The sequence below is a fragment of the Limnohabitans sp. DM1 genome, from assembly GCF_001269385.1.
In the GTDB taxonomy this organism is placed as follows: domain Bacteria; phylum Pseudomonadota; class Gammaproteobacteria; order Burkholderiales; family Burkholderiaceae_C; genus Limnohabitans_A.
Window position 1 is genome coordinate 97,136 of the sequence record NZ_CXOO01000011.1, and the last position, 26,144, is coordinate 123,279.

General features: G+C 58.7%; 24 protein-coding genes, 1 tRNA gene and 1 pseudogene. 2 read left to right on the forward strand and 24 right to left on the reverse strand.

All coding sequences use genetic code 11. The features are described from left to right. Positions 1 to 38: 38 nt before the first annotated feature. From AMM33_RS03670 to rpsO, 21 genes are all read right to left on the reverse strand, one after another. Positions 39 to 341: a DUF2818 family protein gene (locus AMM33_RS03670; protein ID WP_090138934.1), complete on the reverse strand. Its 303-nt coding sequence runs from the start codon at positions 339 to 341 to the stop codon at positions 39 to 41. Between the two features lie 2 nt (positions 342 to 343). After that, positions 344 to 1,831, reverse strand: coding sequence for an NADH-quinone oxidoreductase subunit NuoN (nuoN, locus tag AMM33_RS03675; protein WP_090138936.1), 1,488 nt, complete (start codon positions 1,829 to 1,831; stop codon positions 344 to 346). Between the two features lie 49 nt (positions 1,832 to 1,880). Then, positions 1,881 to 3,356: an NADH-quinone oxidoreductase subunit M gene (locus tag AMM33_RS03680; RefSeq protein ID WP_090138938.1), complete on the reverse strand. Its 1,476-nt coding sequence runs from the start codon at positions 3,354 to 3,356 to the stop codon at positions 1,881 to 1,883. Positions 3,357 to 3,378: 22 nt separating this feature from the next. After that, the gene (gene nuoL, locus AMM33_RS03685; protein WP_090138940.1) at positions 3,379 to 5,412 is read right to left on the reverse strand and encodes an NADH-quinone oxidoreductase subunit L; all 2,034 of its coding nucleotides are present in this window, start codon (positions 5,410 to 5,412) and stop codon (positions 3,379 to 3,381) included. A gap of 7 nt (positions 5,413 to 5,419) precedes the next feature. After that, complete coding sequence (gene nuoK, locus AMM33_RS03690; protein WP_090139198.1) at positions 5,420 to 5,728, reverse strand: NADH-quinone oxidoreductase subunit NuoK; 309 nt, start codon at positions 5,726 to 5,728, stop codon at positions 5,420 to 5,422. Continuing rightward, entirely contained in the window at positions 5,728 to 6,378 is a 651-nt protein-coding gene (locus AMM33_RS03695; protein WP_090138942.1) for an NADH-quinone oxidoreductase subunit J, read from the reverse strand. The genes nuoK and AMM33_RS03695 overlap by 1 nt, the downstream gene beginning before the upstream one ends. Positions 6,379 to 6,415: 37 nt before the next feature. After that, positions 6,416 to 6,922: an NADH-quinone oxidoreductase subunit NuoI gene (nuoI, locus tag AMM33_RS03700; RefSeq protein ID WP_090139199.1), complete on the reverse strand. Its 507-nt coding sequence runs from the start codon at positions 6,920 to 6,922 to the stop codon at positions 6,416 to 6,418. Between the two features lie 14 nt (positions 6,923 to 6,936). Further along, positions 6,937 to 8,019 carry an NADH-quinone oxidoreductase subunit NuoH gene (gene nuoH, locus AMM33_RS03705; RefSeq protein ID WP_090138944.1) on the reverse strand — a complete coding sequence of 361 codons (1,083 nt, stop codon included), beginning with the start codon at positions 8,017 to 8,019 and terminating at the stop codon, positions 6,937 to 6,939. Continuing rightward, complete coding sequence (nuoG, locus tag AMM33_RS03710) at positions 8,016 to 10,124, reverse strand: NADH-quinone oxidoreductase subunit NuoG (RefSeq protein ID WP_090138946.1); 2,109 nt, start codon at positions 10,122 to 10,124, stop codon at positions 8,016 to 8,018. Before nuoG ends, nuoH begins: the two co-directional genes overlap by 4 nt. Beyond that, positions 10,117 to 11,493, reverse strand: a complete 1,377-nt coding sequence (nuoF, locus tag AMM33_RS03715; protein ID WP_090138947.1) for an NADH-quinone oxidoreductase subunit NuoF — start codon at positions 11,491 to 11,493, stop codon at positions 10,117 to 10,119. The genes nuoG and nuoF overlap by 8 nt, the downstream gene beginning before the upstream one ends. Next, positions 11,493 to 11,981: an NADH-quinone oxidoreductase subunit NuoE gene (gene nuoE, locus AMM33_RS03720; protein WP_090138948.1), complete on the reverse strand. Its 489-nt coding sequence runs from the start codon at positions 11,979 to 11,981 to the stop codon at positions 11,493 to 11,495. Before nuoE ends, nuoF begins: the two co-directional genes overlap by 1 nt. After that, the gene (locus tag AMM33_RS03725) at positions 11,978 to 13,231 is read right to left on the reverse strand and encodes an NADH-quinone oxidoreductase subunit D (protein WP_090138950.1); all 1,254 of its coding nucleotides are present in this window, start codon (positions 13,229 to 13,231) and stop codon (positions 11,978 to 11,980) included. Before AMM33_RS03725 ends, nuoE begins: the two co-directional genes overlap by 4 nt. A 1-nt stretch (position 13,232) precedes the next feature. After that, complete coding sequence (locus tag AMM33_RS03730; protein ID WP_090138951.1) at positions 13,233 to 13,841, reverse strand: NADH-quinone oxidoreductase subunit C; 609 nt, start codon at positions 13,839 to 13,841, stop codon at positions 13,233 to 13,235. Between the two features lie 11 nt (positions 13,842 to 13,852). Beyond that, on the reverse strand, positions 13,853 to 14,332 hold the full coding sequence (locus tag AMM33_RS03735; protein ID WP_019428571.1) for a NuoB/complex I 20 kDa subunit family protein: 480 nt from the start codon (positions 14,330 to 14,332) through the stop codon (positions 13,853 to 13,855). Between the two features lie 44 nt (positions 14,333 to 14,376). Continuing rightward, positions 14,377 to 14,736, reverse strand: coding sequence for an NADH-quinone oxidoreductase subunit A (locus tag AMM33_RS03740; RefSeq protein WP_090138953.1), 360 nt, complete (start codon positions 14,734 to 14,736; stop codon positions 14,377 to 14,379). Positions 14,737 to 14,801: 65 nt separating this feature from the next. Next, positions 14,802 to 14,886: transfer RNA gene (locus AMM33_RS03745), tRNA-Leu, on the reverse strand. A gap of 143 nt (positions 14,887 to 15,029) precedes the next feature. Beyond that, a complete protein-coding gene (gene secG, locus AMM33_RS03750; RefSeq protein WP_090139200.1) occupies positions 15,030 to 15,413 on the reverse strand; it encodes a preprotein translocase subunit SecG in 384 nt (127 codons plus the stop codon). A gap of 36 nt (positions 15,414 to 15,449) precedes the next feature. Beyond that, a complete protein-coding gene (gene tpiA / locus AMM33_RS03755; RefSeq protein WP_090138955.1) occupies positions 15,450 to 16,196 on the reverse strand; it encodes a triose-phosphate isomerase in 747 nt (248 codons plus the stop codon). Positions 16,197 to 16,201: 5 nt separating this feature from the next. After that, positions 16,202 to 17,212 (reverse strand): NAD(P)H-quinone oxidoreductase, encoded by a 1,011-nt coding sequence (locus tag AMM33_RS03760; protein WP_090138957.1) that lies wholly within the window; start codon positions 17,210 to 17,212, stop codon positions 16,202 to 16,204. A 120-nt stretch (positions 17,213 to 17,332) separates the two neighbouring features. Then, complete coding sequence (pnp, locus tag AMM33_RS03765; RefSeq protein WP_090138958.1) at positions 17,333 to 19,438, reverse strand: polyribonucleotide nucleotidyltransferase; 2,106 nt, start codon at positions 19,436 to 19,438, stop codon at positions 17,333 to 17,335. Positions 19,439 to 19,656: 218 nt separating this feature from the next. Beyond that, positions 19,657 to 19,923, reverse strand: coding sequence for a 30S ribosomal protein S15 (gene rpsO, locus AMM33_RS03770; RefSeq protein ID WP_019428565.1), 267 nt, complete (start codon positions 19,921 to 19,923; stop codon positions 19,657 to 19,659). A 507-nt stretch (positions 19,924 to 20,430) separates the two neighbouring features. On the opposite strand from rpsO, the pseudogene AMM33_RS03775 reads away from it, so the two are divergent. Next, a pseudogene (locus AMM33_RS03775) lies at positions 20,431 to 21,331 on the forward strand (Bug family tripartite tricarboxylate transporter substrate binding protein). 178 nt (positions 21,332 to 21,509) lie between these two features. Here AMM33_RS03775 and AMM33_RS03780 read toward each other — a convergent pair. Next, the gene (locus tag AMM33_RS03780) at positions 21,510 to 22,604 is read right to left on the reverse strand and encodes a DNA glycosylase AlkZ-like family protein (RefSeq protein WP_194945212.1); all 1,095 of its coding nucleotides are present in this window, start codon (positions 22,602 to 22,604) and stop codon (positions 21,510 to 21,512) included. 168 nt (positions 22,605 to 22,772) lie between these two features. Here AMM33_RS03780 and AMM33_RS03785 point away from each other — a divergent pair, with 168 nt between their 5' ends. Further along, a complete protein-coding gene (locus tag AMM33_RS03785) occupies positions 22,773 to 23,666 on the forward strand; it encodes a hypothetical protein (protein ID WP_090138963.1) in 894 nt (297 codons plus the stop codon). 81 nt (positions 23,667 to 23,747) lie between these two features. On the opposite strand, the gene AMM33_RS03790 is transcribed toward AMM33_RS03785, so the two are convergent. Together AMM33_RS03790 and AMM33_RS03795 are read right to left on the reverse strand one after the other, a co-directional pair. Beyond that, a complete protein-coding gene (locus tag AMM33_RS03790; protein WP_090138965.1) occupies positions 23,748 to 24,746 on the reverse strand; it encodes a cytochrome d ubiquinol oxidase subunit II in 999 nt (332 codons plus the stop codon). Positions 24,747 to 24,785: 39 nt separating this feature from the next. Beyond that, positions 24,786 to 26,144, reverse strand: coding sequence for a cytochrome ubiquinol oxidase subunit I (locus tag AMM33_RS03795; RefSeq protein ID WP_228767962.1), 1,359 nt, complete (start codon positions 26,142 to 26,144; stop codon positions 24,786 to 24,788).

Consider the following 26,144-nt stretch of genomic DNA (forward strand, 5'->3'; position numbering starts at 1 on the left):
GAGGAAAGCACAAAAGGCACACCATTGAAGACACCGCTTCAGTGCGTCCGGTGCATCAGGTAGCGAAAAACAAAACCCGGAAAGGCAAAGGTCACGAACATGGTGGCGGTGATGGCGTAAAACTCCCAGCCTTGAGACGCAATTTGGCCAGCTTGTTTTTCAAGGGCCAAACCCAGTACACCGATCACAAAATACAAGACCATCAATTCGATCAGACGCACGGCCAAAGATTTGGTGCTGCGTTGTGGCCCAAGCACCAAGATGCGTTGGTTCACAAAGGGTAGATTGGCCGCGAACACGGCCAGCACGACCAAGGACACTGTTTGCCAATGACTGCCCATGATCAGATGGCCAACATGCGGGCCACAGCGTTGGCGCACAAGGCCATCAAAGCCCCCGGCACAATGCCCAGCAGCAGCACCAGTAAGCCGTTCACGGACAAGACCACACGCACGTCAGCGTCAGCCGACACGGTGGTAGCCGTCAAGGGCTGGTCAAAGTACATGACTTTGACCACGCGCAGGTAATAGAAAGCGCCGATCAGGGACATGATCACCGCAAAGATCGCCAAACCGATGTAAAAACCCTGCCCCGACACGATCAAGGACTGCAAAACAGACAACTTGGCATAAAAGCCCACCATGGGTGGAATGCCGGCCATGGAGAACAGGCAGATCGCCATCACGCCTGCGTACAGGGGGCTGCGTTGGTTGAGACCTGCCAAGTCGGTGATTTCTTCGCTCTCAAAGCCCTGACGCGCCAGCAACATGATCACGCCGAAAGCCGCCAAGGTGGTCAACACATACGAGACGATGTAAAACATGGCCGAGCTGTAGGCGTTGGCGGCCAAGGTTGTTTGCCCGTTGATGACACCGGCCACAAAACCCAACAAGACAAAGCCCATTTGCGCGATGGTCGAGTAAGCGAGCATGCGCTTGAGGTTAGTCTGGGCGATGGCCGCCAAATTACCTACGAGCAAAGACCCGATGGCCAAAAGCGACAACATTTGCTGCCAGTCAAATGCCAAGGGCAGCAAGCCTTCCACCAACAAGCGGATCATGATGGCGAAAGCCGCCAACTTGGGGGCACCACCGATCATCAGGGTGGCCGCAGTGGGTGCGCCTTGGTAGACGTCGGGAATCCACATGTGGAAAGGCACTGCACCGATCTTGAAAGCCAGGCCAGCCACAATGAACACCAGACCAAACACCAGCACCCGGTGGTTGACTTGACCAGTTGCAATCGACTTCAAGACTTCAGACAACTCTAGGCTGCCGGTCGCGCCATACATCATGGACATGCCGTAAAGCAAGAAACCCGAGGCCATGGCACCCAGCACAAAGTACTTCATGGCCGCTTCGGTCGCTTGCGTGTGGTCACGGCGCAAGGCCACCAGCGCGTAGCTGGACAAAGTGAGCAATTCCAGGCCCAAATAGATGACGATGAAGTTCTGCCCCGAGATCATGAAGCTCATGCCCAGCAAGGCGAACACATTCAGGCTGAACAGTTCTCCGCCGCGCAGCATGTCGCGGTCTGCAGCATAGGGGCGTGAATAGACCAAGGTGACCATCACTGCGATCGTGGCAAAGCAGCGCAGCCAATGACCCATAGGATCGCTGACCACCAAGTGGCCAAAGCCGTACAAGGTTTGGCCTGCGTCGGCGTACAGGGCATGCAGCACGGCCACACCGCCCAATGACAACAAGGTCAAGGCATATGTGGCGGTGCGCTTGGGGCTTTTCACGAAGAGGTCGGCTAGCGCGATCACGCAAGCCATGACCAGCAACACGATCTCGGGGTAAACCGTCATCCAGCTGGAGTTGTCCATCATCTGTGATCTCTCAATTCTTCTAATCAGGCTAAACGTTCAGAAACGCTGCTCAAGGCAGCTTGGACAGGGCCACATGCGCGAGCAAGTCGGCCACCGAGGTTTCCATCACGTCGGTGAAAGGTTTGGGGTAGACACCCATGTACAGCACAGCGGCGGCCAGCAAGGCCAGCATCAGGAATTCGCGGCCATTGATGTCTGTCAGTTCCTTGACATCGTTGTTGGCTACTGGCCCCAAATACACGCGCTTGAACATCCACAGCGTGTAAGCAGCGCCAAAGATCAGGGCCGACGCAGACAGCAAGCCGATCCAGAAGTTGAACTTCACGGCGCCCAAAATGACCATCCACTCGCCCACAAAACCGGCTGTGCCTGGCAAACCGCAGTTGGCCATGGCAAAGAACAGGGCAAAAGCTGCGAACTTGGGCATGGTATTGACCACGCCGCCGTAGCTGGCGATTTCACGCGAGTGCACGCGGTCGTACAACACACCAATCGACAAGAACATGGCTGCCGACACAAAGCCGTGGGCGATCATTTGCACGATGCCACCGGACACGCCCAGCGGGTTGAAGATGAAAAAGCCCAGGGTCACAAAACCCATGTGCGCCACCGACGAATAAGCCACCAGCTTTTTCATGTCTTGCTGCACCATGGCCACCAGACCCACGTAGACCACAGCCACCAGCGACAGCACGATGATGAACATGCCCCACTCGCGTGCGGCATCGGGTGCGATGGGCATCGAAAAACGCAGGAAACCATAAGCACCGAGCTTGAGCATGATAGCCGCCAGCACGGCCGAGCCGCCTGTCGGTGCTTCCACGTGCACATCGGGCAGCCAGGTGTGCACTGGCCACATGGGCACCTTGACGGCAAAAGCCGCAAAGAAAGCGAAGAACAACAAGGTCTGCACCGAGCCCGACAGGGGCAGCTTGTGCCAGGTCAGGATGTCAAAACTGCCGTTCGATGCGGTGTACAGATAGATCAGTGCGATCAGCATCAACAAAGAGCCGAGCAAGGTGTACAGGAAAAACTTGAAGGCCGCGTAAATCTTGTTCGGGCCACCCCAAATGCCAATGATCAGGTACATTGGGATCAGCGTGGCTTCGAAGAAGACATAGAACAGGATGCCGTCCAGTGCACTGAACACGCCAATCATCAGACCCGACAGGATCATGAAGGCGGCCATGTATTGGTTCACTTTGCGGGTGATGACTTCCCAGCCCGCGATGACCACGATCACGTTGATGAACGCGGTGAGCAGCACGAGCCAAAGCGAAATGCCGTCCACGCCCAGGTGGTAGTGCACATTGAAGCGCTCGATCCACGAGGATTTTTCGACAAACTGCATGGCCGATAAACCGAGCTGAAAGCCCGAATACAGCGGCAGTGTGACCAAGAAACTGGCAATCGATCCGACCAGGGCCAACCAGCGCACGGCGCGGGCTTGGCTGTCACGACCGAGGGCCAGCAAGACGACGCCGAAAGCGATCGGCATCAAGATGGCAAGGCTTAACAATCCCATTTTTATCTTGTCCTCAAAACCGTTAAGCGAGCCAGACGAAATACGTCATCAGCACGAACACACCCAAGATCATGACCAGGGCGTAGTGGTACAGGAAACCTGACTGGAACCAACGCACCACGCCAGACACCAGGCCCACGACTTTCCATGAGCCGTTGACGAAGAAGCCGTCGATGATGGCGCGGTCGCCCACCTTCCACAGGCCCATGCCCAAGCCGCGTGCGCCCTTGGCCAAAATGTTCTCGTTGATCCAGTCCATGAAGTACTTGTTCTCCATGACCACGATCAAGGGACGCAAAGCGCGGGCAAAGAAGGCGGGGACCTTGGGGTTGACGAGGTACATGTACCAAGCCGTGACCACACCGGCCAAAGCCAACCAAAACGGTGCCGTGCTCAGACCGTGCAGCGCCATGGCCACGGGGCCGTGGAACAACTCGCCGAGTTTCTGCATCGCGGGGTGCTTGGCCGCATCGATGAAGATCACGTCTTTGAAGAAGTCACCGTAAAGCATAGGCTGGATGGTCATGAAGCCGATCACCACCGAAGGAATGGCCAGCAAGACCAGCGGCACCGTCACCACCCAAGGCGACTCGTGAGGCTTGTCGTGGCCATGATCATCATGACCGTGGTGGTCATCGTGACCATGGTGCGCGTCCGGGTTCTGGTCGTAACGCTCTTTGCCGTGGAAGACCAGGAAATACATGCGGAACGAGTAGAAGGCGGTGACGAACACACCGGCCAGCACCGCGAAGTTGGCAAAGCCAGCGGCAGGCAGCGTGCTCAGGTGCACCGCTTCGATGATGCTGTCCTTGGAGTAAAAACCCGAGAACAAAGGCGTACCAATCAAAGCGAGTGAGCCCAGCAGCGAAGTGATCCAGGTGACGGGCATGTACTTGCGCACGCCACCCATCCAGCGGATGTCCTGGTTGTGGTGCATGCCCATGATGACCGAGCCTGCCCCCAAGAACAGCAGCGCTTTGAAGAACGCGTGGGTCATCAGGTGGAACACTGCCACCGAGTAGGCCGATGCGCCCAACGCCACGGTCATGTAGCCCAATTGCGACAAGGTGGAATAAGCCACCACGCGCTTGATGTCGTTTTGGATGATGCCCAAAAAGCCCATGAACAAGGCCGTGATCGAGCCGATGACCATCATGAAGTTCAAAGCCGCGTCAGACAATTCGAACAACGGCGACATGCGGGCCACCATGAAGATGCCGGCCGTCACCATGGTGGCGGCGTGGATCAGCGCGGAGATGGGCGTGGGGCCTTCCATGGAGTCAGGCAACCACACATGCAGCGGGAACTGTGCCGACTTGCCCATGGCACCAATGAACAGGCAGATGCAGATCACGGTGATCAGCATGGCGTCCATGCCAAAGATGTACCAAGGAAAATCAATGGCGGCTAACTCATTGGCTTTGGCAAACAGCTCGGTGTAGTTGAGTGTGCCGGTGTATGCGGCGATGAGGCCAATGCCGAGGATGAAACCGAAGTCACCCACACGGTTGACCAAAAAGGCCTTCATGTTGGCGAAGATGGCGGTCGGCTTGTTGTACCAAAAGCCGATCAGCAAATAGGACACCAGGCCCACGGCTTCCCAGCCGAAGAACAGCTGCAGCAAGTTGTTGCTCATGACGAGCATCAACATGGAGAAGGTGAACAGCGAGATGTAGGCGAAGAAGCGGTTGTAGCCTTCGTCTTCTTCCATGTAGCCAATGGTGTAGATGTGCACCATCAGCGACACGAAGGTCACCACACACATCATCATGGCGGTGATGCCATCGACCAAGAAGCCAATTTCCATCTTCAAGCCGCCCACCACCATCCAGGTGTAGAGGGTCTCGTTGAAACGGGCGCCGTCGATGACGCTCTTGAGCGTCATGGCAGACAGGATGAAAGCCAACAGCACACCCAAAATGGTGAAGGTGTGCGACAGGCGGCGACCAATCCAGTTGCCACCGAATTGGGTGCCCCAGATACCGGCCAGCAAAGAGCCCACAAGCGGGGCCAGGGGGATGGCCAGCAGTGTGCTGGCGTTGAGGGTTTGACTCATATTCTTGTTAACCCTTGAGCGAATTGAGTTCGTCCACGTTGATGTTGCGTTGATTACGAAACAACAGCACCAAGATCGCCAGACCAATGGCCGATTCGGCCGCAGCCACTGTGAGGATAAAGAACACAAAAACTTGGCCGTGCATGTCACCCAGGTAGTGAGAGAACGCCACAAAGTTCATGTTCACAGCCAGCAGCATCAGCTCGATGGCCATGAGCAAAACGATCAGGTTCTTGCGGTTCAGGAAGATGCCGATCACGGCCAATGCAAACAGCATCGCGCCGAGCGACAGGTAATGTCCGAGTGTCAGTGTCATCATTTCTTCACCTCTTCGGGCGTAGCTTCGACCGCTACCACAGGGGCAGGCGCCGCTTGGGTCGGAGCCATCTTGACCACTTGCATGCGGTCAGCGGCACGCACCCGAACTTGGATGGACGGGTCAATCGCCTTGCTGTCCTTGCGCTCGCGCAGCGTCAGGGCAATCGCGGCAATCATCGCCACCAACAAAATGGCCGCCGCAATCTGGATCGGCATCAGGTATTCGGTGTAGAGCAAGATGCCCAGGGCCTTGGCGTTGTCCACCGGCACCGCACCCGGGGCCATGGCTGGCGCTTCTGACAAGCGGAAACCGGACAACAACACGGCGGCCATCTCCAGGGCCACGATGGCACCCAGAGTGGCAGCCAACGGGAAGTTTTTCCAGAAGCCCTTGCGCACGGTGTCGATGCCAATGTCCAGCATCATCACCACAAACAAGAAAAGCACCATCACCGCGCCCAGGTACACCAGGACCAGCAAGATGGCCAGGAATTCGGCATTGAGCAAGAACCAAACCGCCGAGGCTTGCGAAAAAGCCAGCATGAGATAAAGCACTGCATGCACGGGATTGCGTGCGGTCACCACACGGAAGGCTGCAAACAGCAGCACCACCGAGAAGAGGTAGAAGAAACCGGTCTTGACGTCCATAGGTCTGTCTTTTTAAGTGTTCAGGACTGGGCGGCGTTCAACGGTAAGGAGCGTCAGCGGCCTTGGCGGCAGCGATCTCTTTTTCGTAACGGTCGCCCACAGCCAGCAACATGTCCTTGGTGAAGTACAGGTCACCGCGTTTTTCGCCGTGGTATTCAAAAATGTGTGTCTCGACGATCGAGTCCACCGGGCAGCTTTCTTCGCAAAAGCCGCAAAAGATGCACTTGGTGAGGTCAATGTCATAACGCGTGGTGCGGCGCGAGCCGTCTTCGCGCTGGCCCGCTTCGATGGTGATGGCCATCGCAGGGCACACGGCTTCGCACAGCTTGCAGGCGATGCAGCGCTCTTCACCGTTGTCATAACGGCGCAGCGCGTGCAGGCCACGAAAACGCGGTGACAGCGGGGTTTTTTCTTCCGGAAACTGCACCGTCACCTTGCGGGCAAATGCATAACGTCCGGTCAGGGCCATGCCCTTGAACAACTCCACGAGCATGAAGCTCTTGAGGAAGTCCTTGATGGAGAAAGAAGATGTCATGGTGGTCATGTTCTGTACACCGCTCATTTCCAGATGTTCCAGGGTGAGAACAGCCAAGCGCCCACCACCAGCAGCCACACCAAGGTGACCGGAATGAAAATCTTCCACCCCAGACGCATGATCTGGTCGTAACGGAAGCGCGGGAAGGTGGCACGGATCCAAATGAACATGGACACGACCAGGAAGGTCTTGAGGCCCAGCCAGATCCAGCCCGGAATGGCATTGAACAAGGCGCTGTCGATGGGCGACAACCAGCCGCCCAGGAACATGATCACCGCAAGAATGGACACCAACCACATGCTGGCGTATTCGGCCAGGAAGAAGATCGCAAAGCCCATGCCCGAGTACTCGACCATGTGACCGGCCACGATTTCGGCTTCGCCTTCCACCACGTCAAACGGGTGACGGTTGGTTTCGGCCACACCCGAGATCAGGTACACCAAGAAAATCGGCAACAGGGGCAGCCAGTTCCATGACAAGAAGTTCAAGCCCATGTGAGCCATGGTGCCCTTGTCTTGTCCCAGCACGATATCGGTCAGGTTCATGCTGCCAGTGACCATCAGGACCACCAGGAAGCAAAAGCCCATCGCAATTTCATAGCTGACCATCTGGGCCGATGCACGCAGCGCACCCAAGAAGGCGTACTTGGAGTTGGAGGCCCAACCCGCAATGATCACACCGTAGACCTCGATGGAGGTGATCGCCATCACCAGCAACAAGCCGGCATTGATGTTGGTCAGTGCCTGCTCGGGGCCAAAAGGAATCGCGACCCATGCAGCCAAGGCCGGCATGATGGCCATGATCGGACCCAAGCGGAACAAGCCCAGACTGGCAGCAGATGGGTTGATCAGTTCCTTCGTCAAAAGCTTGAGCGCATCGGCAATGGGCTGCAACAAACCCATGGGGCCCACGCGGTTGGGGCCATGGCGCACTTGCATGAAGCCCAAGAGCTTGCGCTCCCACAGCGTCAAGTAAGCCACAGCACCCATCAGCGGCGCGAGGATCGCAACGATCTTGATCAAGATCCAGAGCACTGGCCAAACCAAGGTGGCCCACCAGCTGGCTGCGACCAAGTTCAGGCCGCCGTTGTACAGCGCGTCAATCATGGGGTCACCTCCTGGCGGGCGTCTGCGGTCAGCTGCAAGGACGGCGCACGGCGCACGATGCCGTCGAGCTGGTAAATCGAAGCGCTCACGGGTCCGGTCGTCGTGGCGGTCAAGGTGATCGCGGCACGCGTGGCATTGGATGCAGTCATGGGCTTGGCAGTGGCACGGGCCAAGACGTCTTGCGACGTTTCAAAAGCCACGCCAGGAACATCCAGCAGATTGGCCAGCACGCGCAACACTTTCCAGGCGGGACGTGTTTCAGCCAAAGGCTTGACCACGGCATGGAAGCTTTGCAAACGGCCTTCGGCATTGACAAAGCTGCCCGAAGTTTCGGTGAATGGTGCAATCGGCAACAACACGTCGCTGAAAGCCATGTTGGCCTTGAAGGGGCTGAGCGTCACGACCATCTCGGCCTGACCCAAAGTCTGGGCTGCGGCGGCACCTGCGGCGCTGTCGTACTCGGGTTCGGTGTTCAGCAAAATCGCTGCCTTGAGGCCACCGGCCAGCATCTGACCAGCGTGCTTGCCACCGGTTTGTGGCTGGGCACCGACCCACTGTGCGCCGACGGTGTTAGCCGCTTCTGTCAGGTAACCCACGGTCGCACCGGTTTGCTCAGCAATCCAATTGGCCAGAGCCAACAGGCTCGACGCATTCGAAGCGTGCGCAGCAGCGTTGCCCAGCAACACGGCTTTGCGCTCGCCGCCCAGCAAGGACTTGGCGATGGCTTGTGCTTGCGCTGTGGCGTTCCCAGCAGCGGGGGCAGCAACGCCCTTGTCAGCGGCGATGGCTGCAGCCACATCGGCCAAGGCTTGTGCCCAACCCGAAGCGTCGGACAGCACGGCCTGCGCGATGGGCATGGCCCAAGCGTCGGCGTGGCTGAAAGCCGCAGGTGTGGTGATGACGTTCAGCTGAGCGCCATGGCGCACAGCGTGGCGCACGCGCAGGGCAAACAGCGGATGGTCCTTGCGCAGGTTGGAGCCCACGACCAGCACGCGCTGCAGTGTGCTCAGTGAAGCAATCGGTGTACCCAAAGTGCGCACGCCTTCAGCAGCGCCAAATTCGGCGTTGCGCAAGCGGTAGTCGATGTTGTCAGAGCCCAAGCCGCGCATCAATGCGCCGGCCAGGTACAACTCTTCCAGGGTGCTGTGCGGGCTGACCAAAGCGCCGATGCTGTTCGCACCGTGGTCACGCTGGATGTTGCGCAGGCCATTGGCCACGTATTCGAGGGCAGTTTGCCAGTCAACCTCTTTCCACTCGCCACCCTGCTTGAGCATGGGGCGTGTCAGGCGGTCGGAGCCGTTCAGGGCTTCGTAAGAGAAACGCTCACGGTCGGCAATCCAGCACTCATTGACGTCTTCGTTCTCAAGTGGAACAACACGCATGACCTGGTTGCTTTTGACCTGCATGATCAGGTTGGCACCGGACGAGTCGTGTGCAGCCACCGACTTGCGGCGCGACAGCTCCCAAGTGCGGGCGTGGTAGCGGAAAGGCTTGCTGGTCAAGGCACCCACGGGGCAGATATCGATCATGTTGCCCGACAACTCGGAGTCAATCGTCTGGCCCAAGAAGGTTTCGATCTCGGCATGCTCGCCGCGGTGGGACATGCCCAGCTCCATGGCACCGGCCACTTCTTGGCCAAAGCGCACGCAGCGTGTGCAGTGGATGCAGCGGCTCATCTCTTCCATCGAGATCAGCGGGCCAACTTCCTTGTGGAAGACCACGCGCTTTTCTTCTTCATAGCGCGAGGTGCTGCCGCCGTAACCCACGGCCAAGTCTTGCAACTGGCACTCACCGCCTTGGTCGCAGATGGGGCAATCGAGTGGATGATTGATCAGCAAGAACTCCATGACCGACTTCTGGGCCGCAATGGCTTTGTCGCTCTTGGTGCGCACGATCATGCCTTGCGTCACGGGCGTGGCGCAGGCGGGCATGGGCTTGGGGGCCTTTTCGACCTCCACCAGGCACATGCGGCAGTTGGCCGCAATCGAGAGTTTCTTGTGGTAGCAGAAATGGGGAATGTAGGTGCCTGCTTTTTCAGCGGCATGCATGACCATGCTGCCCTCGGCAACTTCCACTTTCTGACCGTCGAGTTCTATTTCAACCATGGGTCTTCACCGCTGTTGCATCGGCGTTGACCATGGAGGTCTTGTGCTCGATAAGGTGTACAAATTCGTGACGGAAATGCTTGAGCATGCCGCGCACCGGCATGGCCGCGGCATCACCCAAGGCGCAAATCGTGCGGCCCATGATGTTGCCGGCCACGCTGTCGAGCATGTCGATGTCGCTGGGTCGGCCCTGGCCGTGTTCAATGCGATCCACCATGCGCCAGAGCCAGCCCGTGCCTTCACGGCAAGGCGTGCATTGGCCGCAAGACTCGTGCGAGTAAAAGTAAGACAAACGTGCCAGAGCCTTGACCATGCAACGCGTCTCGTCCATGACGATCACCGCGCCCGAGCCCAACATCGAGCCGCCTTCTTTGGCGATGCTGTCGTAGTCCATGGTCAGCTTCATCATCAGCTCAGCGGGAACGACTGGCGAAGAAGAGCCGCCAGGGATCACCGCCTTGAGTTGGCGACCACCACGCACACCGCCAGCCAATTCGAGCAGCTTGGCAAACGGCGTGCCCATGGGCACTTCGTAGTTGCCGGGGCGCTCGACGTCACCGCTGACCGAGAAGATCTTGGTGCCGCCGTTGTTGGGCTTGCCGCATTCCAAGTAGGCCTGGCCACCGTTGCGGATGATCCAGGGCACCGCCGCGAAGGTCTCGGTGTTGTTGATGGTGGTGGGCTTGCCGTACAAGCCAAAGCTGGCCGGAAACGGTGGCTTGAATCGGGGCTGGCCTTTTTTGCCTTCGAGCGATTCGAGCAAGGCGGTTTCTTCGCCGCAGATGTAAGCGCCAAAACCATGCGAGGCGTGCAGCTGGAAGCTGAACGACGAACCCAGAATGTTGTCGCCCAAATAGCGTGCGGCACGGGCTTCTTCCAGAGCTGCCTCAAAACGCTCGTATGTATGGAAAATTTCGCCGTGGATGTAGTTGTAACCCACGCTGATGCCCATGGCATAAGCCGCGATGATCATGCCCTCGATCACCGTGTGCGGGTTGTACTCCATGATGTCGCGGTCTTTGCAGGTGCCCGGCTCGCCCTCGTCCGAGTTGCACACCAAATACTTTTGACCGGGGAACTGGCGGGGCATGAAGCTCCACTTCAGGCCCGTGGGGAAGCCCGCACCGCCGCGACCGCGCAGGCCGGACTCTTTGACGGTGGCGATCACCTGGTCTTGCGTGAGACCCTCGCCGCCATCTTTGCCCAAAATTTTGCGCAAAGCCGCATAGCCCCCGCGTGCTTCGTAATCTTGGATGCCCCAATTGCGACCATTCAAACCCGCATAAATTTGCGGGTTGATGTGGCGGTCATGGAAGCAGGTTTCCACGCCCGTGGCCTGGAACTGGCTCAGAATCTGTTCGACTTTCATCAGGCGGCCTCGGCTTTCTTCAGGCTGTCAACAAGTTGGTCGAGTTTTTCGTGGTTCATGAAGCTGCACATGTGGCGGTCATTCACCAAGAGCACGGGTGCATCGGCGCAAGCGCCTTGGCACTCGCTGGGCTGCAAAGTGAACATACCGTCGGCTGTGGTCTCGCCCACGTGCACACCCAATTTGTGCTCCAGATGCGCCAGTGCCTGCGCACCGCCACGCAACTGACAAGGCAGGTTGGTGCAAACGTTCAGCTTGAACTTGCCCACCGGCTTTTGGTTGTACATGTTGTAGAAGGTGGTGACTTCGTGCACCGCCATCACAGGCATGCCCAAGACTTCTGCCACCACCTGCTCACTGTCGGGGCTGACCCAGCCTTGTTCCTGCTGAACGATAGCCAGACAAGCCATGACGGCCGACTGCTTTTGGTCTGCAGGGAACTTGGCGACTTCACGCGCAAAGCGTGCTTTGGTTGACTCAGAGATCATCGGTCAATCTCTCCAAAAACGATGTCCATGGTCCCGATGATCGCGACCGCGTCGGCCAGCATGTGGCCTCTGGCCATTTCATCGAGGGTGGCCAGATGAGCAAAGCCCGGGGCGCGGATTTTGAGGCGGTACGGTTTGTTGGCACCGTCGCTCACCATGTAAATGCCGAACTCACCCTTGGGGTGTTCGACCGCAGCGTAGGCCTCGCCTTCGGGCACATGAAAACCTTCGGTGAAGAGCTTGAAATGGTGGATCAAGTCTTCCATGTTGGACTTCATGCCTTCGCGCGAAGGCGGCGCCACCTTGTGGTTGTCGGTGATGACCGGGCCGGGGTTGGCACGCAACCACTTCACGCATTGCTCGATGATGCGATTGGATTCGCGCATCTCCTGCACGCGCACCAAATAGCGGTCGTAGCTGTCACCGGTTTTGCCCACAGGCACGTCGAACTCGACCTGGTCATACGCGTCGTACGGCTGCTTTTTGCGCAAGTCCCAAGCGAAGCCGGAGCCGCGCAGCATGGGGCCGGTCATGCCCAAATTCAGGGCGCGCTCGGGTGCCACCACGCCAATGCCCACGGTGCGCTGCTTCCAGATGCGGTTGTCGGTCAGCAGGGTTTCATACTCGTCCACGCACTTGGGGAAGCGCTGGGTGAAGTCGTCAATAAAGTCCAGCAAGGAACCGTTGCGGTTGCTGTTGAGCTGCTCGATGGCCTTGGCATTCTTGATCTTGCTGACCTTGTACTGCGGCATGCTGTCCGGCAGGTCGCGGTACACACCGCCAGGCCGGAAGTAGGCCGCGTGCATGCGGGCACCCGACACAGCCTCGTACATGTCAAACAGGTCTTCACGCTCACGGAAGGTGTAAATCAGGATGGTGGAGCTGCCGCAGTCGTTGCCGTGCGAGCCCAGCCACATGAGGTGGTTCAGGATGCGGGTGATTTCCGAGAACATCACGCGGATGTACTGGGCGCGCATCGGCACTTCCAGGCCCAGCATCTTCTCGATGGCCAGGCAGTAGGCGTGCTCGTTGCACATCATCGACACGTAGTCCAGGCGGTCCATGTAGGGCAGCGACTGGATGTAGGTTTTGCTTTCGGCCAGCTTTTCGGTGGCGCGGTGCAGCAAACCGATGTGCGGGTCGGCGCGTTGTACCACCTCGCCGTCGAGCTCCAACACCAGACGCAGCACACCGTGCGCAGCCGGGTGCTGAGGACCAAAGTTCAGGGTGTAATTCTTGATTTCGGCCATATCAGTTCAGGCCTCCGTAGTGTTCTTCACGGATGATGCGTGGCGTGATTTCACGCGGCTCGATGCTCACCGGTTCGTAAATCACGCGCTGACGCTCGGCGTCGTAGCGCATTTCAACGTGACCCGACAAGGGGAAGTCCTTGCGGAAGGGGTGACCGATGAAACCGTAGTCGGTCAGGATGCGGCGCAGGTCGTTGTGACCTTCGAACACGATGCCGTACAGGTCAAACGCTTCGCGCTCGTACCAGTTGGCGGAGTTCCAGATGTCGTTGACCGAATCCACCAAAGGCAGGTCGTCATCGGGGCACAGCACCTTGACGCGCACACGCTGGTTCAGGCTCACCGACAGCAAATGCACGGTCACGCCGAAACGGGGACCGTCGGTGCCCACTTCGCGGTAAGTGGAATAGTCCACACCGGCCAGATCGATCAGTTGTTCAAATTGGCAGCCTGGCGCATCGCGCAGGGTTTGCATCACGCTCAGGTAATGCTGTGCGTTCACATGAACGGTCACCTCAGCCAAACCGATGGAAATTTTCTGGACCCGGTCACCCAAGGCCGCAGCCAGGGTGTCTTGCAGGTCTTCGGGGCGAATGGCGAAATGGGTCATCGTCATTCCCTTCAAGCACGCGCAATGGTGTGCGTGCGGCGAATTTTCTGCTGCAGCTGGATGATGCCGTAGATCAGCGCTTCTGCCGTGGGCGGGCAGCCCGGCACATACACATCCACCGGCACAATGCGGTCGCAACCACGCACCACCGAGTAGCTGTAGTGGTAGTAACCACCGCCATTGGCGCAAGAGCCCATGGAAATCACCCAGCGCGGCTCGGACATCTGGTCGTACACCTTGCGCAAGGCCGGGGCCATCTTGTTGCACAGGGTGCCGGCCACAATCATCAAGTCGGCTTGGCGGGGGCTGGCACGAAAAACTTCGGCGCCAAAGCGGGCCAAGTCATAACGCGCTGTGGCCGAATGCATCATTTCAACCGCGCAGCAAGCCAGACCAAAAGTCATGGGCCAAAGCGAGCCGGTCTTGGCCCAATTCACCACAGAGTCGTAACTCGTGGTGATGAAGCCTTCCTTCATCACACCTTCAATCATTTGGATTCCTCAAACAGGCAGTTTGCTGTTGTGCGTCAAATCGGTTATTCCCAGTCCAAGGCGCCTTTTTTCCATTCGTAGACAAAGCCCACAACCAGAATTGTCAAAAAAATCACCACGGCCACAAAACCGGCCATACCCACTTCCTTGAGCGCAATGGCCCAAGGGAACAGGAACGCGATTTCCAGGTCGAACAAAATGAACAGGATGGCGACCAAGTAATAGCGCACATCGAACTTCATGCGAGCATCTTCGAAGGCTTCGAAGCCGCATTCGTAAGGGGAATTTTTCTCCGCGTCAGGTTTGTTGGGGCCGAGGATGTAGCCTAAAACCTGGGGAATGATGCCGACAGCAATGCCGACCAAAATGAACAAGAGAATGGGAAGGTACTGGTCGAGGTACATTTTGGGACTTGCGGTATCACCGAAGGAACAGCCCAGGCTTTTCAGCTTGGGCTGTTCTGTTTATCTGGTGCCGTCGGCGAGACTCGAACTCGCACAGCTTTCGCCACTACCCCCTCAAGATAGCGTGTCTACCAATTTCACCACGACGGCTGGATACATTTATCCGGTTTGCAAGAGGTACATCGCTTGATGCATTTGGCTCTCCGGACAATCCCGTAGTTTACTCCGAAAAAACCTCAATTACTTATCAGAAAGTCGGAAATTTGTGCACAGCAACAAAGCTGAACAGCAGCTTACTTGGCAGGTGCTGCAGGCACACTGTTATCGGTCTTGGCAGCAGTGCCATTGCCAGGAATTTGAGAGGCCGTACTGGCATCCACAGGCGCTGCGGGCGCTGTGACAGCAGCACCTTCGAGCACGCTGCCCGAAGCCACGGGACGTGCATTGCTGAAGTACGCCAACAACAAAGTGCACACAAAAAACACCGCAGCCAAAACAGCTGTGGTGCGCGACAGGAAGTTGGCACCACCCGTGGCACCAAACAAGCTGCCCGAGCCACCACTGCCAAACGCGGCCCCCATGTCGGCCCCCTTGCCTTGCTGGATCAGGATCAAGCCAATCATGGCCAAAGCCGACAGCATTTGTACCACCAGAATCAAAGTCAACATCACACTCATCTGCATCTCCAAAAATTAAAAAATGAAACCTAAAGCTCAAAAAGAAGCCGCTTTGAGCATGCTCAAAAAGTCAGGCGCCTTGAGCGCTGCACCGCCAATAAGACCGCCATCCACATCTGGCTGGGCCAGCAACTCAGCTGCGTTGGTAGCATTCATGCTGCCGCCATACAAAATCGACACACGGTCTGCATGAGCAGTCGCCGCCTGCAGTTGCGTACGCAACACCGCGTGCACTTGTTGCGCCATCTCTGGCGTCGCAGTTCGACCTGTGCCAATGGCCCAAACCGGCTCATACGCCACCACAATTTCACTGATGCAGTGACCATTGGTATGGATCACTGCCGCCAATTGCCGCTTGACCACAGCCTCGGTTTGACCTGCTTCACGCTCCGCCAAGGTCTCCCCCACGCAAACAATGGGCGTGATGCCTGCAGCCAAGACACGCTGCGCCTTGGTAGCCACATGTGCATCGGTTTCACCATGGTACAGACGACGCTCCGAATGCCCCACGATGGCATAACGCACGCCAAAGTCGCGCAACATGGAAGCCGACACCTCGCCCGTGAACGCCCCGGAGTCGTGCATGGACACATCTTGCGCACCACTGGCCACAGACGATCCGGCCAGCAAGGCCTGAAGCTGTGGCAAATACACAAAAGGCGCGCACACCGCGGCACGGCAAGTGACACCCGCCATGCCCGCCAAAACATCGGACAGCAAAGAAGCATTGGCAGCCAGGCTGCCATTCATCTTCCAGTTACCCACCATCAACTTGCTGCTCATCGTCGTCACCAAGTCACCACCAACTTGCCCACATGCTGGTTGGTCTCCATCAAGGCATGGGCTTGGGCCGCACCCGATGGCAAACCACCACCCGCCTGTGCCGCAGCGAACACGCTGTGGATGACCGGCTTGATGCGGCCCGATTCGATCCAGGGCCAAACGGTTTTGCGCAAAGACTGGGCAATCGCCGCCTTGAACGCCACAGGACGTGGACGCAAGGTGGAACCCGTGATCGTCAAACGGCGGCGCAAGACCAAGCCTGCATTGAACCCGCTTTGGATGCCGCCTTGCACCGCGATGATGACCAGGCGGCCATCTTCGGCCAAGGCCTCGACCTCACGCGCCACGTAGTCACCCGCGACCATGTCCAAAATCACGTTCACACCCACGCCGCCGGTGAGGCGTTTGACCTCGGCGACGAAATCGGTGGTCTTGTAATTGATGGCGTGGTCCGCACCCAAGGCCAGGCATGCCTGGCACTTGTCGTCAGACCCTGCGGTGGTGATCACGGTCGCACCAGCTGCCTTGGCCATCTGGATGGCCGTGACGCCAATGCCGCTGGTGCCACCCTGAATCAACAGGGTCTCACCCGCTTGCAAACGACCACGGTCAAACACATTGCTCCACACGGTGAAGAAGGTCTCGGGCAGCGAAGCGGCTTCGGTGTCGGTCAGGCCCTTGGGCACGGGCAAACACTGGGCCACCGGGGCCACGCACAGCTGCGCATAACCACCACCGGCCACCAAGGCGCACACGCGGTCACCCACGGCCAAGCCAGCCTCGGCCATGGCCGCCGCATCACCCGACACCACCACGCCCGCAACCTCGAGGCCCGGAATGTCCGAGGCACCCGGCGGCACGGGGTAGTTGCCGGTGCGCTGCAGCACATCGGGGCGGTTGATGCCGCTGGCCGAGACGCGAATGAGCAACTCCCCTGCCCCAGCCACAGGATCGGGACGGGAGCCGGGCACCAGCACCGCAGGGGCGCCGTAGCTTTGGATTTCGATGACGTTCATGGGTTGTCCGTTCAGCGTTCAGCGTTTGGCGTTCAGCGTGGATCGTTGGTTGAGCGTTGAGGGGGGGTAAAAGCATCTCGCTTAACGCTCAACGCTCAACGCTCAACGCAAAACCCCTCATCAGCCTTGTGCAGGACGGTCCAGCAACGCCTTCATCGACAACTTGATGCGGCCTTTTTCGTCGGTTTCCATGACCTTGACTTTGACGATCTGGCCTTCGCTCAGGTAGTCGGTCACTTTTTCAACGCGCTCGTGGGCGATCTGGCTGATGTGCAGCAAGCCGTCTTTGCCAGGCAGCAAGTTGATCAGGGCACCGAAGTCCAGGATCTTGGTGACCGGGCCTTCGTAGACCTTGCCGATTTCGACTTCGGCGGTGATCTGCTCGATGCGCTTTTTAGCGATGTCAGCTTTTTCGCCGTCGGTCGCCGCGATGGTGATCGTGCCGTCTTCTTCGATGTTGATCTGGCAGCCGGTTTCTTCGGTCAGGGCGCGGATGGTCGCGCCGCCCTTGCCGATCACGTCACGGATTTTCTCGGGGTTGATCTTCATGGTGAAGAGCTTGGGCGCGAAATCAGACACTTCGGTGTTGGCTTCGCTCATCGCTTCTTGCATCTTGCCCAGAATGTGCATGCGCGCTTCTTTGGCTTGAGCCAAAGCGACTTGCATGATTTCCTTGGTGATGCCCTGGATCTTGATGTCCATCTGCAAAGCGGTGATGCCGTGGGTGGTACCGGCCACTTTGAAGTCCATATCGCCCAGGTGGTCTTCGTCACCCAGGATGTCGGTCAACACCGCAAAGCGGTTGTCTTCCTTGATCAGGCCCATGGCGATACCGGCCACGTGGGCTTTCATCGGCACACCAGCGTCCATCATCGACAAGCAGCCGCCGCAGACCGAAGCCATGGACGAAGAACCGTTCGATTCGGTGATCTCGGATACCACACGCACCGTGTAGGGGAACTCTTCTTTGCTCGGCAGCACAGCGGCCAAAGCACGCTTGGCCAAACGGCCGTGGCCGATTTCGCGGCGCTTGGTGCTGCCCATGCGGCCCACTTCGCCAGTGGCAAAGGGAGGCATGTTGTAGTGGAACATGAAGCGGTCTTCGAACTCGCCGGCCAGCGCGTCGATGCGCTGCGCGTCGCGCTCGGTGCCCAAAGTGGTGATGACCAAAGCCTGGGTTTCGCCGCGTGTGAACAGGGCCGAGCCGTGGGTGCGGGGCAGCACGCTGTTGCGGATTTCGATGGGGCGCACGGTGCGTGTGTCGCGGCCGTCGATGCGGGGCTCACCGGCCAGGATCTGGCTGCGCACAATGCGCGCTTCGATTTCGAACATCAGGCCGTCGAGCTTGACGCTGTCAAAGGCCACGCCCTCTTCGGCCAAAGCCACTTTGACCGAAGCGTAAGCCTCGCGGCAAGCGTGTGTGCGGGCTTGCTTGTTGCGGATCTGGTAGGCGGCACGCAGCTTTTCTTCGGCCAAAGAGGCCAGCTTGCTTTCGAAAGCCGTGTCACGGGCAGGCGCTTGCCAGTCCCACACAGGCTTGCCGGCTTCGCGCACCAGCTCGTGGATCGCGTTGATGGCAATCGCCGACTGCTCGTGGCCATACACCACGCCGCCCAACATGATTTCTTCGGACAGTTGCTGGGCTTCGGATTCGACCATCAGCACAGCGGCTTCGGTACCGGCCACCACCAGATCCATCACGCTGTTTTTGCGCTGGGTCTGACCGGGGTTCAGGACATACTCGCCATTGATGTAACCCACGCGGGCCGCACCGATGGGGCCGTTGAACGGAATGCCCGAGATGGACAAGGCGGCAGACACGGCGATCATCGCAGCGATGTCGGCATCGACTTCAGGGTTCAAGGACACGGTGTGGATGACCACGTGCACGTCGTTGTAGAAACCTTCGGGGAACAGCGGACGGATTGGGCGGTCGATCAGACGGCTGGTCAGGGTCTCGTGCTCGCTGGGCTTGGCTTCACGCTTGAAGAAGCTGCCAGGAATCTTGCCTGCGGCGTAAGTCTTCTCGATGTAATCGACCGTTAGCGGAAAGAAGTCTTGACCGGCCTTGGCGATCTTGGAGCCCACTACGGTGGCCAGCACCACGGTGCCTTCCATGTCGAGCAGCACTGCGCCGCCAGCTTGGCGAGCAACTTCGCCGGTTTCCATCTTGACCGTGTGCTGGCCCCACTGGAATGTCTTGGTAACTTTGTTGAAAATGGACATGTTCAGAACTCCTGAAAACAAAAGTGCATGAGGCTGCACTGTGGGCCCGGAAGTTGACGCTCTGAACTCGATGCCATTCCACAAAACCTTGCAAAACTTTGCTGTAAAGCCTTGTGGAATGACACAGCGCGAGATCGCCCTGACAAATTCCGACTGAAAAAAGAATAAAGCGCCTGAGCTAGTGAACTAACTCAGGCGCTTTTCATCTGGACAGACGATTACTTACGCAGGCCAAGCTTGGCGATCAGCGCAACGTAACGGTCAGCATCACGGGACTTGAGGTAGTCCAGCAGTTTGCGGCGACGGCTCACCATGCGCAGCAGACCGCGGCGACCGTGATGGTCTTTGGCGTGTGTTTTGAAGTGAGGTGTCAGCTCGTTGATACGGGCTGTCAGCAAAGCCACTTGGACTTCTGGGGACCCAGTGTCGTTGGCTGCACGTGCGTTGGCCTTAACGACCTCTGCCTTGATTGAGGATGCAATCATGGGTTTTCCTTGTTTTTCGCCTGGATTCAAGAATGAATTTCAGCGGGTTAATGACTTGCGCCACCTGCCGGAAAAGCGGATGGCGTGCGTTTTGCAAATCGCAAAACAGTCGGATTATAGCCCGGAACCCACCCTATCGGGGCTGAAGCCACCCACCGACAAGGGAGAGGTATTTGTAGGTCGGCGGCTTCAGCCCCGACAAGTGCCAACGCCAGAACCACCCATGTCGGAGCTAAAGCTACCGACCTACAGGGGAGAGGCATCTGTAGGTCGGCGGCTTCAACCCCGACATGAAGCCTGCGCCAAAGCCTGCAAGGTCCGAACTACCGAACTATGAGGACAAAGGCCAACACACATGGGTGACAGTCAAAGGGTTTTCACCATCGGGGCTTGGCTTGCCAGCCCCTAAAGTGGCACAAAAGGAGCCTTTTTATGAAATTCCCGTTCGTTCACACCGTGTTCAGCACCCTGATCATCGGCCTCAGTGTCTTGCAAAGCACGGTGGCCATGGCTCAGACCTACCCCATCAAACCCATTCGCTTAGTCGTCACCTTCCCCGCAGGTGGCGCACCCGACATCCTGGCCCGACTCTTCAGCGAAAAAGCCCAACTCGGCCAACCCGTCGTCATTGACAACAAACCCGGCGCGGGCGGCAACATCGGTGCTGACATCGTGGCCAAATCCCCCCGGCGACGGCTACACCGTGGTCATGGGCACTGTGGGCACGCACTCCATCAACGGTGCGCTTTACGACAAGATGCCCTACGACATGGTGAAGAACTTCTCCCCCATTTCGCTGATCGCCTCGGCCCCCAACTTGCTGGTGGTCAACAACGACCTGCCCGTCAAAAGCGTGCCCGAGCTGATCTCCTACATGAAGGCCAACCCCAACAAACTGTCGTTTGGCTCACCGGGAACAGGCACCTCGGTGCATGTCTCGGGCGAATTGTTCAAATCCATGACCGGCACCAGCATGACGCATGTGCCCTACAAAGGCCGCCAGTTCGCCATCCCCGACCTGATGGGCGGCAGCATCCAACTCATGTTTGACAACATGCCATCGGCCCTGCCCATGGCACGCGAGGGCAAGATCCGCGCGCTGGCCCAAACCACGGCCAAACGCTCTCCCGCCGCCCCCGATGTGCCCACCATGGCCGAATTTGTGCCCGGTTTCGAGGCCACCACCTGGTTTGCCATGTTTGCACCGGCCAACGTGCCCAAACCCGTCATCGACAAGCTCAACGCCGAGGTTGTGCGCGTCTTCCGCCTGCCCGAAGTACAAGACCGCCTGAAAACCCTGGGCCTGGACCCGGTGTTGTCCACCCCCGAAGAACTGGCCCGATACCAAGCGGTTGAAATCACCAAATGGGCCAAAGTGGTCAAGGAATCGGGGGCCAAGGCCGAGTGAGCTGCGACATCAAAACGCTGTTTCTTGAGCAAAAAGCCCGATTCGTTTCGTATTCGGTCTTTTTTCTGGACCACTGCCGCCCATGTCTTCTGGCAAGGCAGCAAGTCTGTGCAACATCCATTCGCCATTTTCAGCCCAACAAACACGGCACGGCACGACATGACGACGGCCCTTTACATCAGGCCCTCAAGCCCAAAAACACCGTCATCCGTTGCAACTCTTCATCCAGGGCCACCCCAAAGGCTTTTTCGCGGGGTGCTGAGGCCACAAAGCCCACATTGGGTGTCAGCACATCGCCCTTGACACTCAGATTGGCCCAAGCAATCACCTGATCGCGCCACAACAAAGGCAGGGCATAGTGGCCACGCACGCGCTTGGCCGCTGGGGTGTAGGCCTCAAAGCGGTAAGGCCAGCCCCACAGCAGTTCAAAGCGACGCCTGTCCCATACCACCGGGTCAAACGGCGCCAGCAAACGCACTTGCTCATCCACCGCATAGCGCCCAGAAGCCGGGTTTTCGCCATCGGGCCAGAGCCATGTCACACCCTCAAGCACCGCAGTGCACAACCTGGCCCGCGCCCGCTGCAAGATCGCCTGGCGCTGACCACGACATTGCGGCACCCCACCACCCAGCAGCAACCCCACCAGCTGCCCCAGACTGGCCGCAGGCAGTGGCGCGTACTTGGCGACGATCACATCCACCAGCGCATCCACTGCCGCATCGGGGCTCAGTGCTGTGGGCTGGTGCTCGCGCACGGCATAAAGGCGCTGCCCGCCTTCGCGCCGCGCCACGCGCAAGAGGCCCCGGTAATGCATGCCGTCCAGCAGCTGGGTGCTGGCCCTGCTGCGGCCACCGAACCAATTGCTCACCGTGCCGTGATCAAAATGCGCATCCACCTCGGCAGGCCGCACCACGCCCCGCTCGCGCACAAAAGCCAAAACCTCGGCGGCCTGCTGCATGCGGTGGGCAGGCCACACAGAGCGGGCCGTGCGCGGGTGCATCAGGTGGTGAACATCGCGCGGAACAAAGCCATAGTTGACGAAGAAATCCTCTTCGACATCGAGCTGCGGGTAGCTCGCCAGCAGATCCCCTGCCCGATACCCGGCCACGCGGTGGCGCAATGTCAAATCCTGCGCAAACGCGGGCGCCCGCAAGGGATCGGCCTGCACAAAGCCCAGGCGTTGCAGCGCCTTGGGCAAGGTCGTGGGCGCAAACAGACTGCGGGCGACCGCATGGCGGCGCAAATGGTCCAGACTCATTGAAGATGCATACATGGGTGGATGATGCCGCACAAGCCATGGCCTGCCACTTGCTTTTCAAACATCAACGGCCTTCATCGCTGCAGACCCTGCGCAAGCGAGACTTGACCAGTGGTGCAAAGCCCTAAAATTGGCGCCGTTCTGCGCTCGCTGTTCGAGTCCACCCTCCACTGAAGCTTCACCATGTCCGAATCTGTGGGCCACAGCGCCACCCCACACTTGCCCCCCACCAGCGCATTGCTGGAGTTTGCCAACCACCAATGGCGCGTTCGCAGGCCCAAGCCCTTTGTGCTGGTCATTGAAGGCGAAGTCGGCCAAGAGACCGCAGCCCCCAGTGACTACCTGCACGACAAACTTCTGCTGCCCGAATGGCGCGAAGCCTTTTACCAATTGGTCGATGCCACCGGCTTGGTCGTCTGCCTGAATTCGCACACCCAACACCCCACCTACCGCGATGTGCGCGGGCGCTCCAGCAAAGGGCGCCTGAGCCAAGGCGAGTACTACCACCACGACGGCTGCACCGGGCCTGTGAAGCCGCGCTTTGTGGAAATTCGCTGCCCCATTCAGCCGCAAACTCGCGGCGTGGCCACGGCCGTGGCACCGCACCGCGATGTCGTCAAAGCCATGGTGCAAGTGCTGCCCGCCGAACTGGTCGCCACGTCGGCGCTGGCCACACAAGACATGCACCCCGAGGCCTTGGACCAGATGGACGCCGCCGCGCTCGACCACTTGCAAGGCCTCATCACGCGCACCGTGCGCAAAAAGCTCAACGCCGAAGGCGCACGCAGCTACTTTCGTCAGGTGGACGCCGCGGCCAACGCCTACTTTGAACCCTGGGCCTTGGGCGAAAGCCGCTTCATCGCCAACGCCAACAGCGGAGTGACCATGCAACACCGCCGCGCCTACCAAGCCCCCCACACCGGTGGCGTGGCCAATGGCCACTTGGTCAAGCGCTGGACGAATGAAGAGCTGCTGCTACCTGGCCAAGTGGTGGACCAAGCTTTGATTGCGGCGCTGTGCAGCGAAGAAGGTGATGAAACCGAAGGCGTTGAGGGGTGCTACCTCGGGGCGCATTGACTTGGCATTAAGCCACTTTCGAAGCTGAACCAGCCGCCTCTGTGCCCAGGGCCGTTCAGCCCTGAACCAGACGTGTGACGCTCAGCCGTACTTCAGCGCGGTCGCCTTGCCCCAAAACACGCGGTACATGAACACCGTGTAGCCGATGATCACCGGCAGCGTGATCGCCACGCCGAAAAAAATCACATTCAGCGACGCGGTGCTGATGGCAGCTTCCCACACCGTCATGCGGCCGATCACGATGTCGGGGAAGATGCTGTAGGCCAAGCCGAAAAAGGCCAGCACAAAAATCAGCACGGTATTGGCGAATACCAGCCAACCGTAACCCGCGTTGACCAAGTTCGGGCGCGTGAGCACCCAGCGCATGGCAAAAAAAGCCAAGGCGCACATGAGGGGCACGGGCAGCAAGGCAAACACCTGGGGCACACCGAACCATTTCTCCAGCACGCCCTCTTTGACCAGTGGCGTGGCCGCCGAGATAGCCAGCAAGGCAGCCGCCATGGGCCACAGCACAAGCCGCGCCCAGCGCACGGCCTTTTGCTGCAGATCGCCTTCGGTTTTCATGATCAACCAGCCCGAACCCAGCAGCACATAAGCGGCGGGCAAGGTGACGGCGATGCCCAAGCTAAATGCCCAGCCCAGCGGCCCACTGGCAAAACCGGTGATGTAGCTGCCCAGCATCCAGCCCTGCGACGCACTGGCCATGAGCGAGCCTGCGAAAAACGCGCGGTTCCAGAACGGCTTGTACTTCAGCGGTGCTTTCGCTCGGAAGTCAAATGCCACGCCTCGCAAGATCAAGCCAATCAGCATCATCGCCACGGGCAGGTACAAGGCCTGCAGCACCAGACCATGGGCCATCGGAAAAGCGATCAACAACACACCCACGCCCAGCACCAGCCAGGTCTCGTTGGCGTCCCAAAACGGTCCGATGCTGGCGATCATGGTGTCCTTTTCAGCGTCGGTCGCTTGCAAGAGCAACAAACCAACGCCCAGGTCGTAACCATCCAAAATCACGTAAGCCAGCAGGGACAGACCCATCACAGCCAGGAAAAACAATGGCAGAAATTCAGCCCAGGTCATGGTCGCCTTTCAGTATCAGATTCACAAAGACAAGCTTCATCACACCCCCGCTTTGCCCAACAGGGCACCCGTGGGCACATCCTGTCTGTGTTCTTTGGGGTTCTCGGCCATGTACTTCAACACGCCGACATAAGTCACCAACAGCAGGCCGTAGACCACCAGGTAGGCCGTCAAGGTGAGCGCAATGTAGGGCGGCGGCAAGGTGGTGGCGGCTTCGCTGGTACGCATCAAGCCATGCACCAGGAAGGGCTGGCGACCGATCTCGGTCACGTACCAACCCGCCAGCGTGGCAACCCAGCCGGAGAACGCCATGCCCGAGAGCACCCACAACAGGGGCTTGGGCAGTGTCACTTCTGGCTGCCTGCGCTGAAGCCACAAGCGCCAGGCGGTAAAGCCCGCCACCAGCAGCATCAACGAACCCACACCCACCATCACGCGAAAGGCATAAAACACGGGCGCCACCGGTGGATGCACCCCTTCAAATTCGTTGATGCCCTTGACTTCGCCGTCCAGCTCGTGGGTCAGGATCAAGCTGGCCACTTTGGGGATCTTCACCGCGTAGTGGGTGGTGCGAGCTTCTTGATCAGGAATGCCAAACAGCGTCAGCGGTGCGCCACGCTCGGTTTCCCAAATGCCCTCCATGGCAGCGACCTTGGCCGGTTGGTGCTCCAGGGTGTTCAGGCCATGCATGTCCCCCACCAGGAACTGCAGAGGCATCACGCAAGCAGCGGTGAAAACGGCTGCACGCATGGCTTTGTGGGTGCCGCGCGTGGCGCTGCCTTTGATCAGTTGCCAAGCGCACAGCCCAGCGATCAGGAACGAAGCTGTCAGTGCCGAAGCGAGCAACTTGTGCGAGAAACGGTAGGGAAACGAAGGGTTAAAAACCACCGCCAACCAATCGGTGGGGATGAACTGGCCGTTGACGATTTCGAAACCCGCCGGGGTGTGCATCCAGGAGTTCAGGCTCAAGATCCAGAAGGCCGACATGGTGGTGCCAAACGCCACCAAAAAAGTGGCGATCAGGTGCACCCGCTCGCTCACCCGGCCACGGCCAAACAGCATGATGCCCAGAAAGCTGGCCTCCAGAAAAAACGCTGTCAGCACCTCATAGCCCAGCAGCGGCCCTGAAATATTGCCCGTGCGTTCCATGAAGCCTGGCCAATTGGTGCCGAACTGAAAGCTCATCACAATGCCCGAGACCACACCCAGCGCAAAGGTGAGCGCGAACACCTTGGTCCAAAAATAGTAAGCCTCTTCCCACGCCTGGTCTTGGGTGCGGGCGAAACGCCAACGGAAGAACAGCAAGAACCAACACAGCGCGATGGTGATGGTGGGGAACAGGATGTGGAAGCTGATGTTCGCAGCAAACTGGATGCGCGAGAGGATGAGTGCGTCGAT

What these genes read in the sequence shown, in the direction of transcription:
- AMM33_RS03670 (WP_090138934.1), bottom strand. Translation starts at nt 341, where the DNA reads ATGGGCAGTCATTGGCAAACAGTGTCCTTGGTCGTGCTGGCCGTGTTC.
- nuoN (WP_090138936.1), bottom strand. Translation starts at nt 1,831, where the DNA reads ATGATGGACAACTCCAGCTGGATGACGGTTTACCCCGAGATCGTGTTG.
- AMM33_RS03680 (WP_090138938.1), bottom strand. Translation starts at nt 3,356, where the DNA reads ATGGGATTGTTAAGCCTTGCCATCTTGATGCCGATCGCTTTCGGCGTC.
- nuoL (WP_090138940.1), bottom strand. Translation starts at nt 5,412, where the DNA reads ATGAGTCAAACCCTCAACGCCAGCACACTGCTGGCCATCCCCCTGGCC.
- nuoK (WP_090139198.1), bottom strand. Translation starts at nt 5,728, where the DNA reads ATGACACTGACACTCGGACATTACCTGTCGCTCGGCGCGATGCTGTTT.
- AMM33_RS03695 (WP_090138942.1), bottom strand. Translation starts at nt 6,378, where the DNA reads ATGGACGTCAAGACCGGTTTCTTCTACCTCTTCTCGGTGGTGCTGCTG.
- nuoI (WP_090139199.1), bottom strand. Translation starts at nt 6,922, where the DNA reads ATGACCACCATGACATCTTCTTTCTCCATCAAGGACTTCCTCAAGAGC.
- nuoH (WP_090138944.1), bottom strand. Translation starts at nt 8,019, where the DNA reads ATGATTGACGCGCTGTACAACGGCGGCCTGAACTTGGTCGCAGCCAGC.
- nuoG (WP_090138946.1), bottom strand. Translation starts at nt 10,124, where the DNA reads ATGGTTGAAATAGAACTCGACGGTCAGAAAGTGGAAGTTGCCGAGGGC.
- nuoF (WP_090138947.1), bottom strand. Translation starts at nt 11,493, where the DNA reads ATGAAAGTCGAACAGATTCTGAGCCAGTTCCAGGCCACGGGCGTGGAA.
- nuoE (WP_090138948.1), bottom strand. Translation starts at nt 11,981, where the DNA reads ATGATCTCTGAGTCAACCAAAGCACGCTTTGCGCGTGAAGTCGCCAAG.
- AMM33_RS03725 (WP_090138950.1), bottom strand. Translation starts at nt 13,231, where the DNA reads ATGGCCGAAATCAAGAATTACACCCTGAACTTTGGTCCTCAGCACCCG.
- AMM33_RS03730 (WP_090138951.1), bottom strand. Translation starts at nt 13,841, where the DNA reads ATGACCCATTTCGCCATTCGCCCCGAAGACCTGCAAGACACCCTGGCT.
- AMM33_RS03735 (WP_019428571.1), bottom strand. Translation starts at nt 14,332, where the DNA reads ATGATTGAAGGTGTGATGAAGGAAGGCTTCATCACCACGAGTTACGAC.
- AMM33_RS03740 (WP_090138953.1), bottom strand. Translation starts at nt 14,736, where the DNA reads ATGTACCTCGACCAGTACCTTCCCATTCTCTTGTTCATTTTGGTCGGC.
- secG (WP_090139200.1), bottom strand. Translation starts at nt 15,413, where the DNA reads ATGAGTGTGATGTTGACTTTGATTCTGGTGGTACAAATGCTGTCGGCT.
- tpiA (WP_090138955.1), bottom strand. Translation starts at nt 16,196, where the DNA reads ATGAGCAGCAAGTTGATGGTGGGTAACTGGAAGATGAATGGCAGCCTG.
- AMM33_RS03760 (WP_090138957.1), bottom strand. Translation starts at nt 17,212, where the DNA reads ATGAACGTCATCGAAATCCAAAGCTACGGCGCCCCTGCGGTGCTGGTG.
- pnp (WP_090138958.1), bottom strand. Translation starts at nt 19,438, where the DNA reads ATGTCCATTTTCAACAAAGTTACCAAGACATTCCAGTGGGGCCAGCAC.
- rpsO (WP_019428565.1), bottom strand. Translation starts at nt 19,923, where the DNA reads ATGATTGCATCCTCAATCAAGGCAGAGGTCGTTAAGGCCAACGCACGT.
- AMM33_RS03780 (WP_194945212.1), bottom strand. Translation starts at nt 22,604, where the DNA reads ATGTATGCATCTTCAATGAGTCTGGACCATTTGCGCCGCCATGCGGTC.
- AMM33_RS03785 (WP_090138963.1), top strand. Translation starts at nt 22,773, where the DNA reads ATGTCCGAATCTGTGGGCCACAGCGCCACCCCACACTTGCCCCCCACC.
- AMM33_RS03790 (WP_090138965.1), bottom strand. Translation starts at nt 24,746, where the DNA reads ATGACCTGGGCTGAATTTCTGCCATTGTTTTTCCTGGCTGTGATGGGT.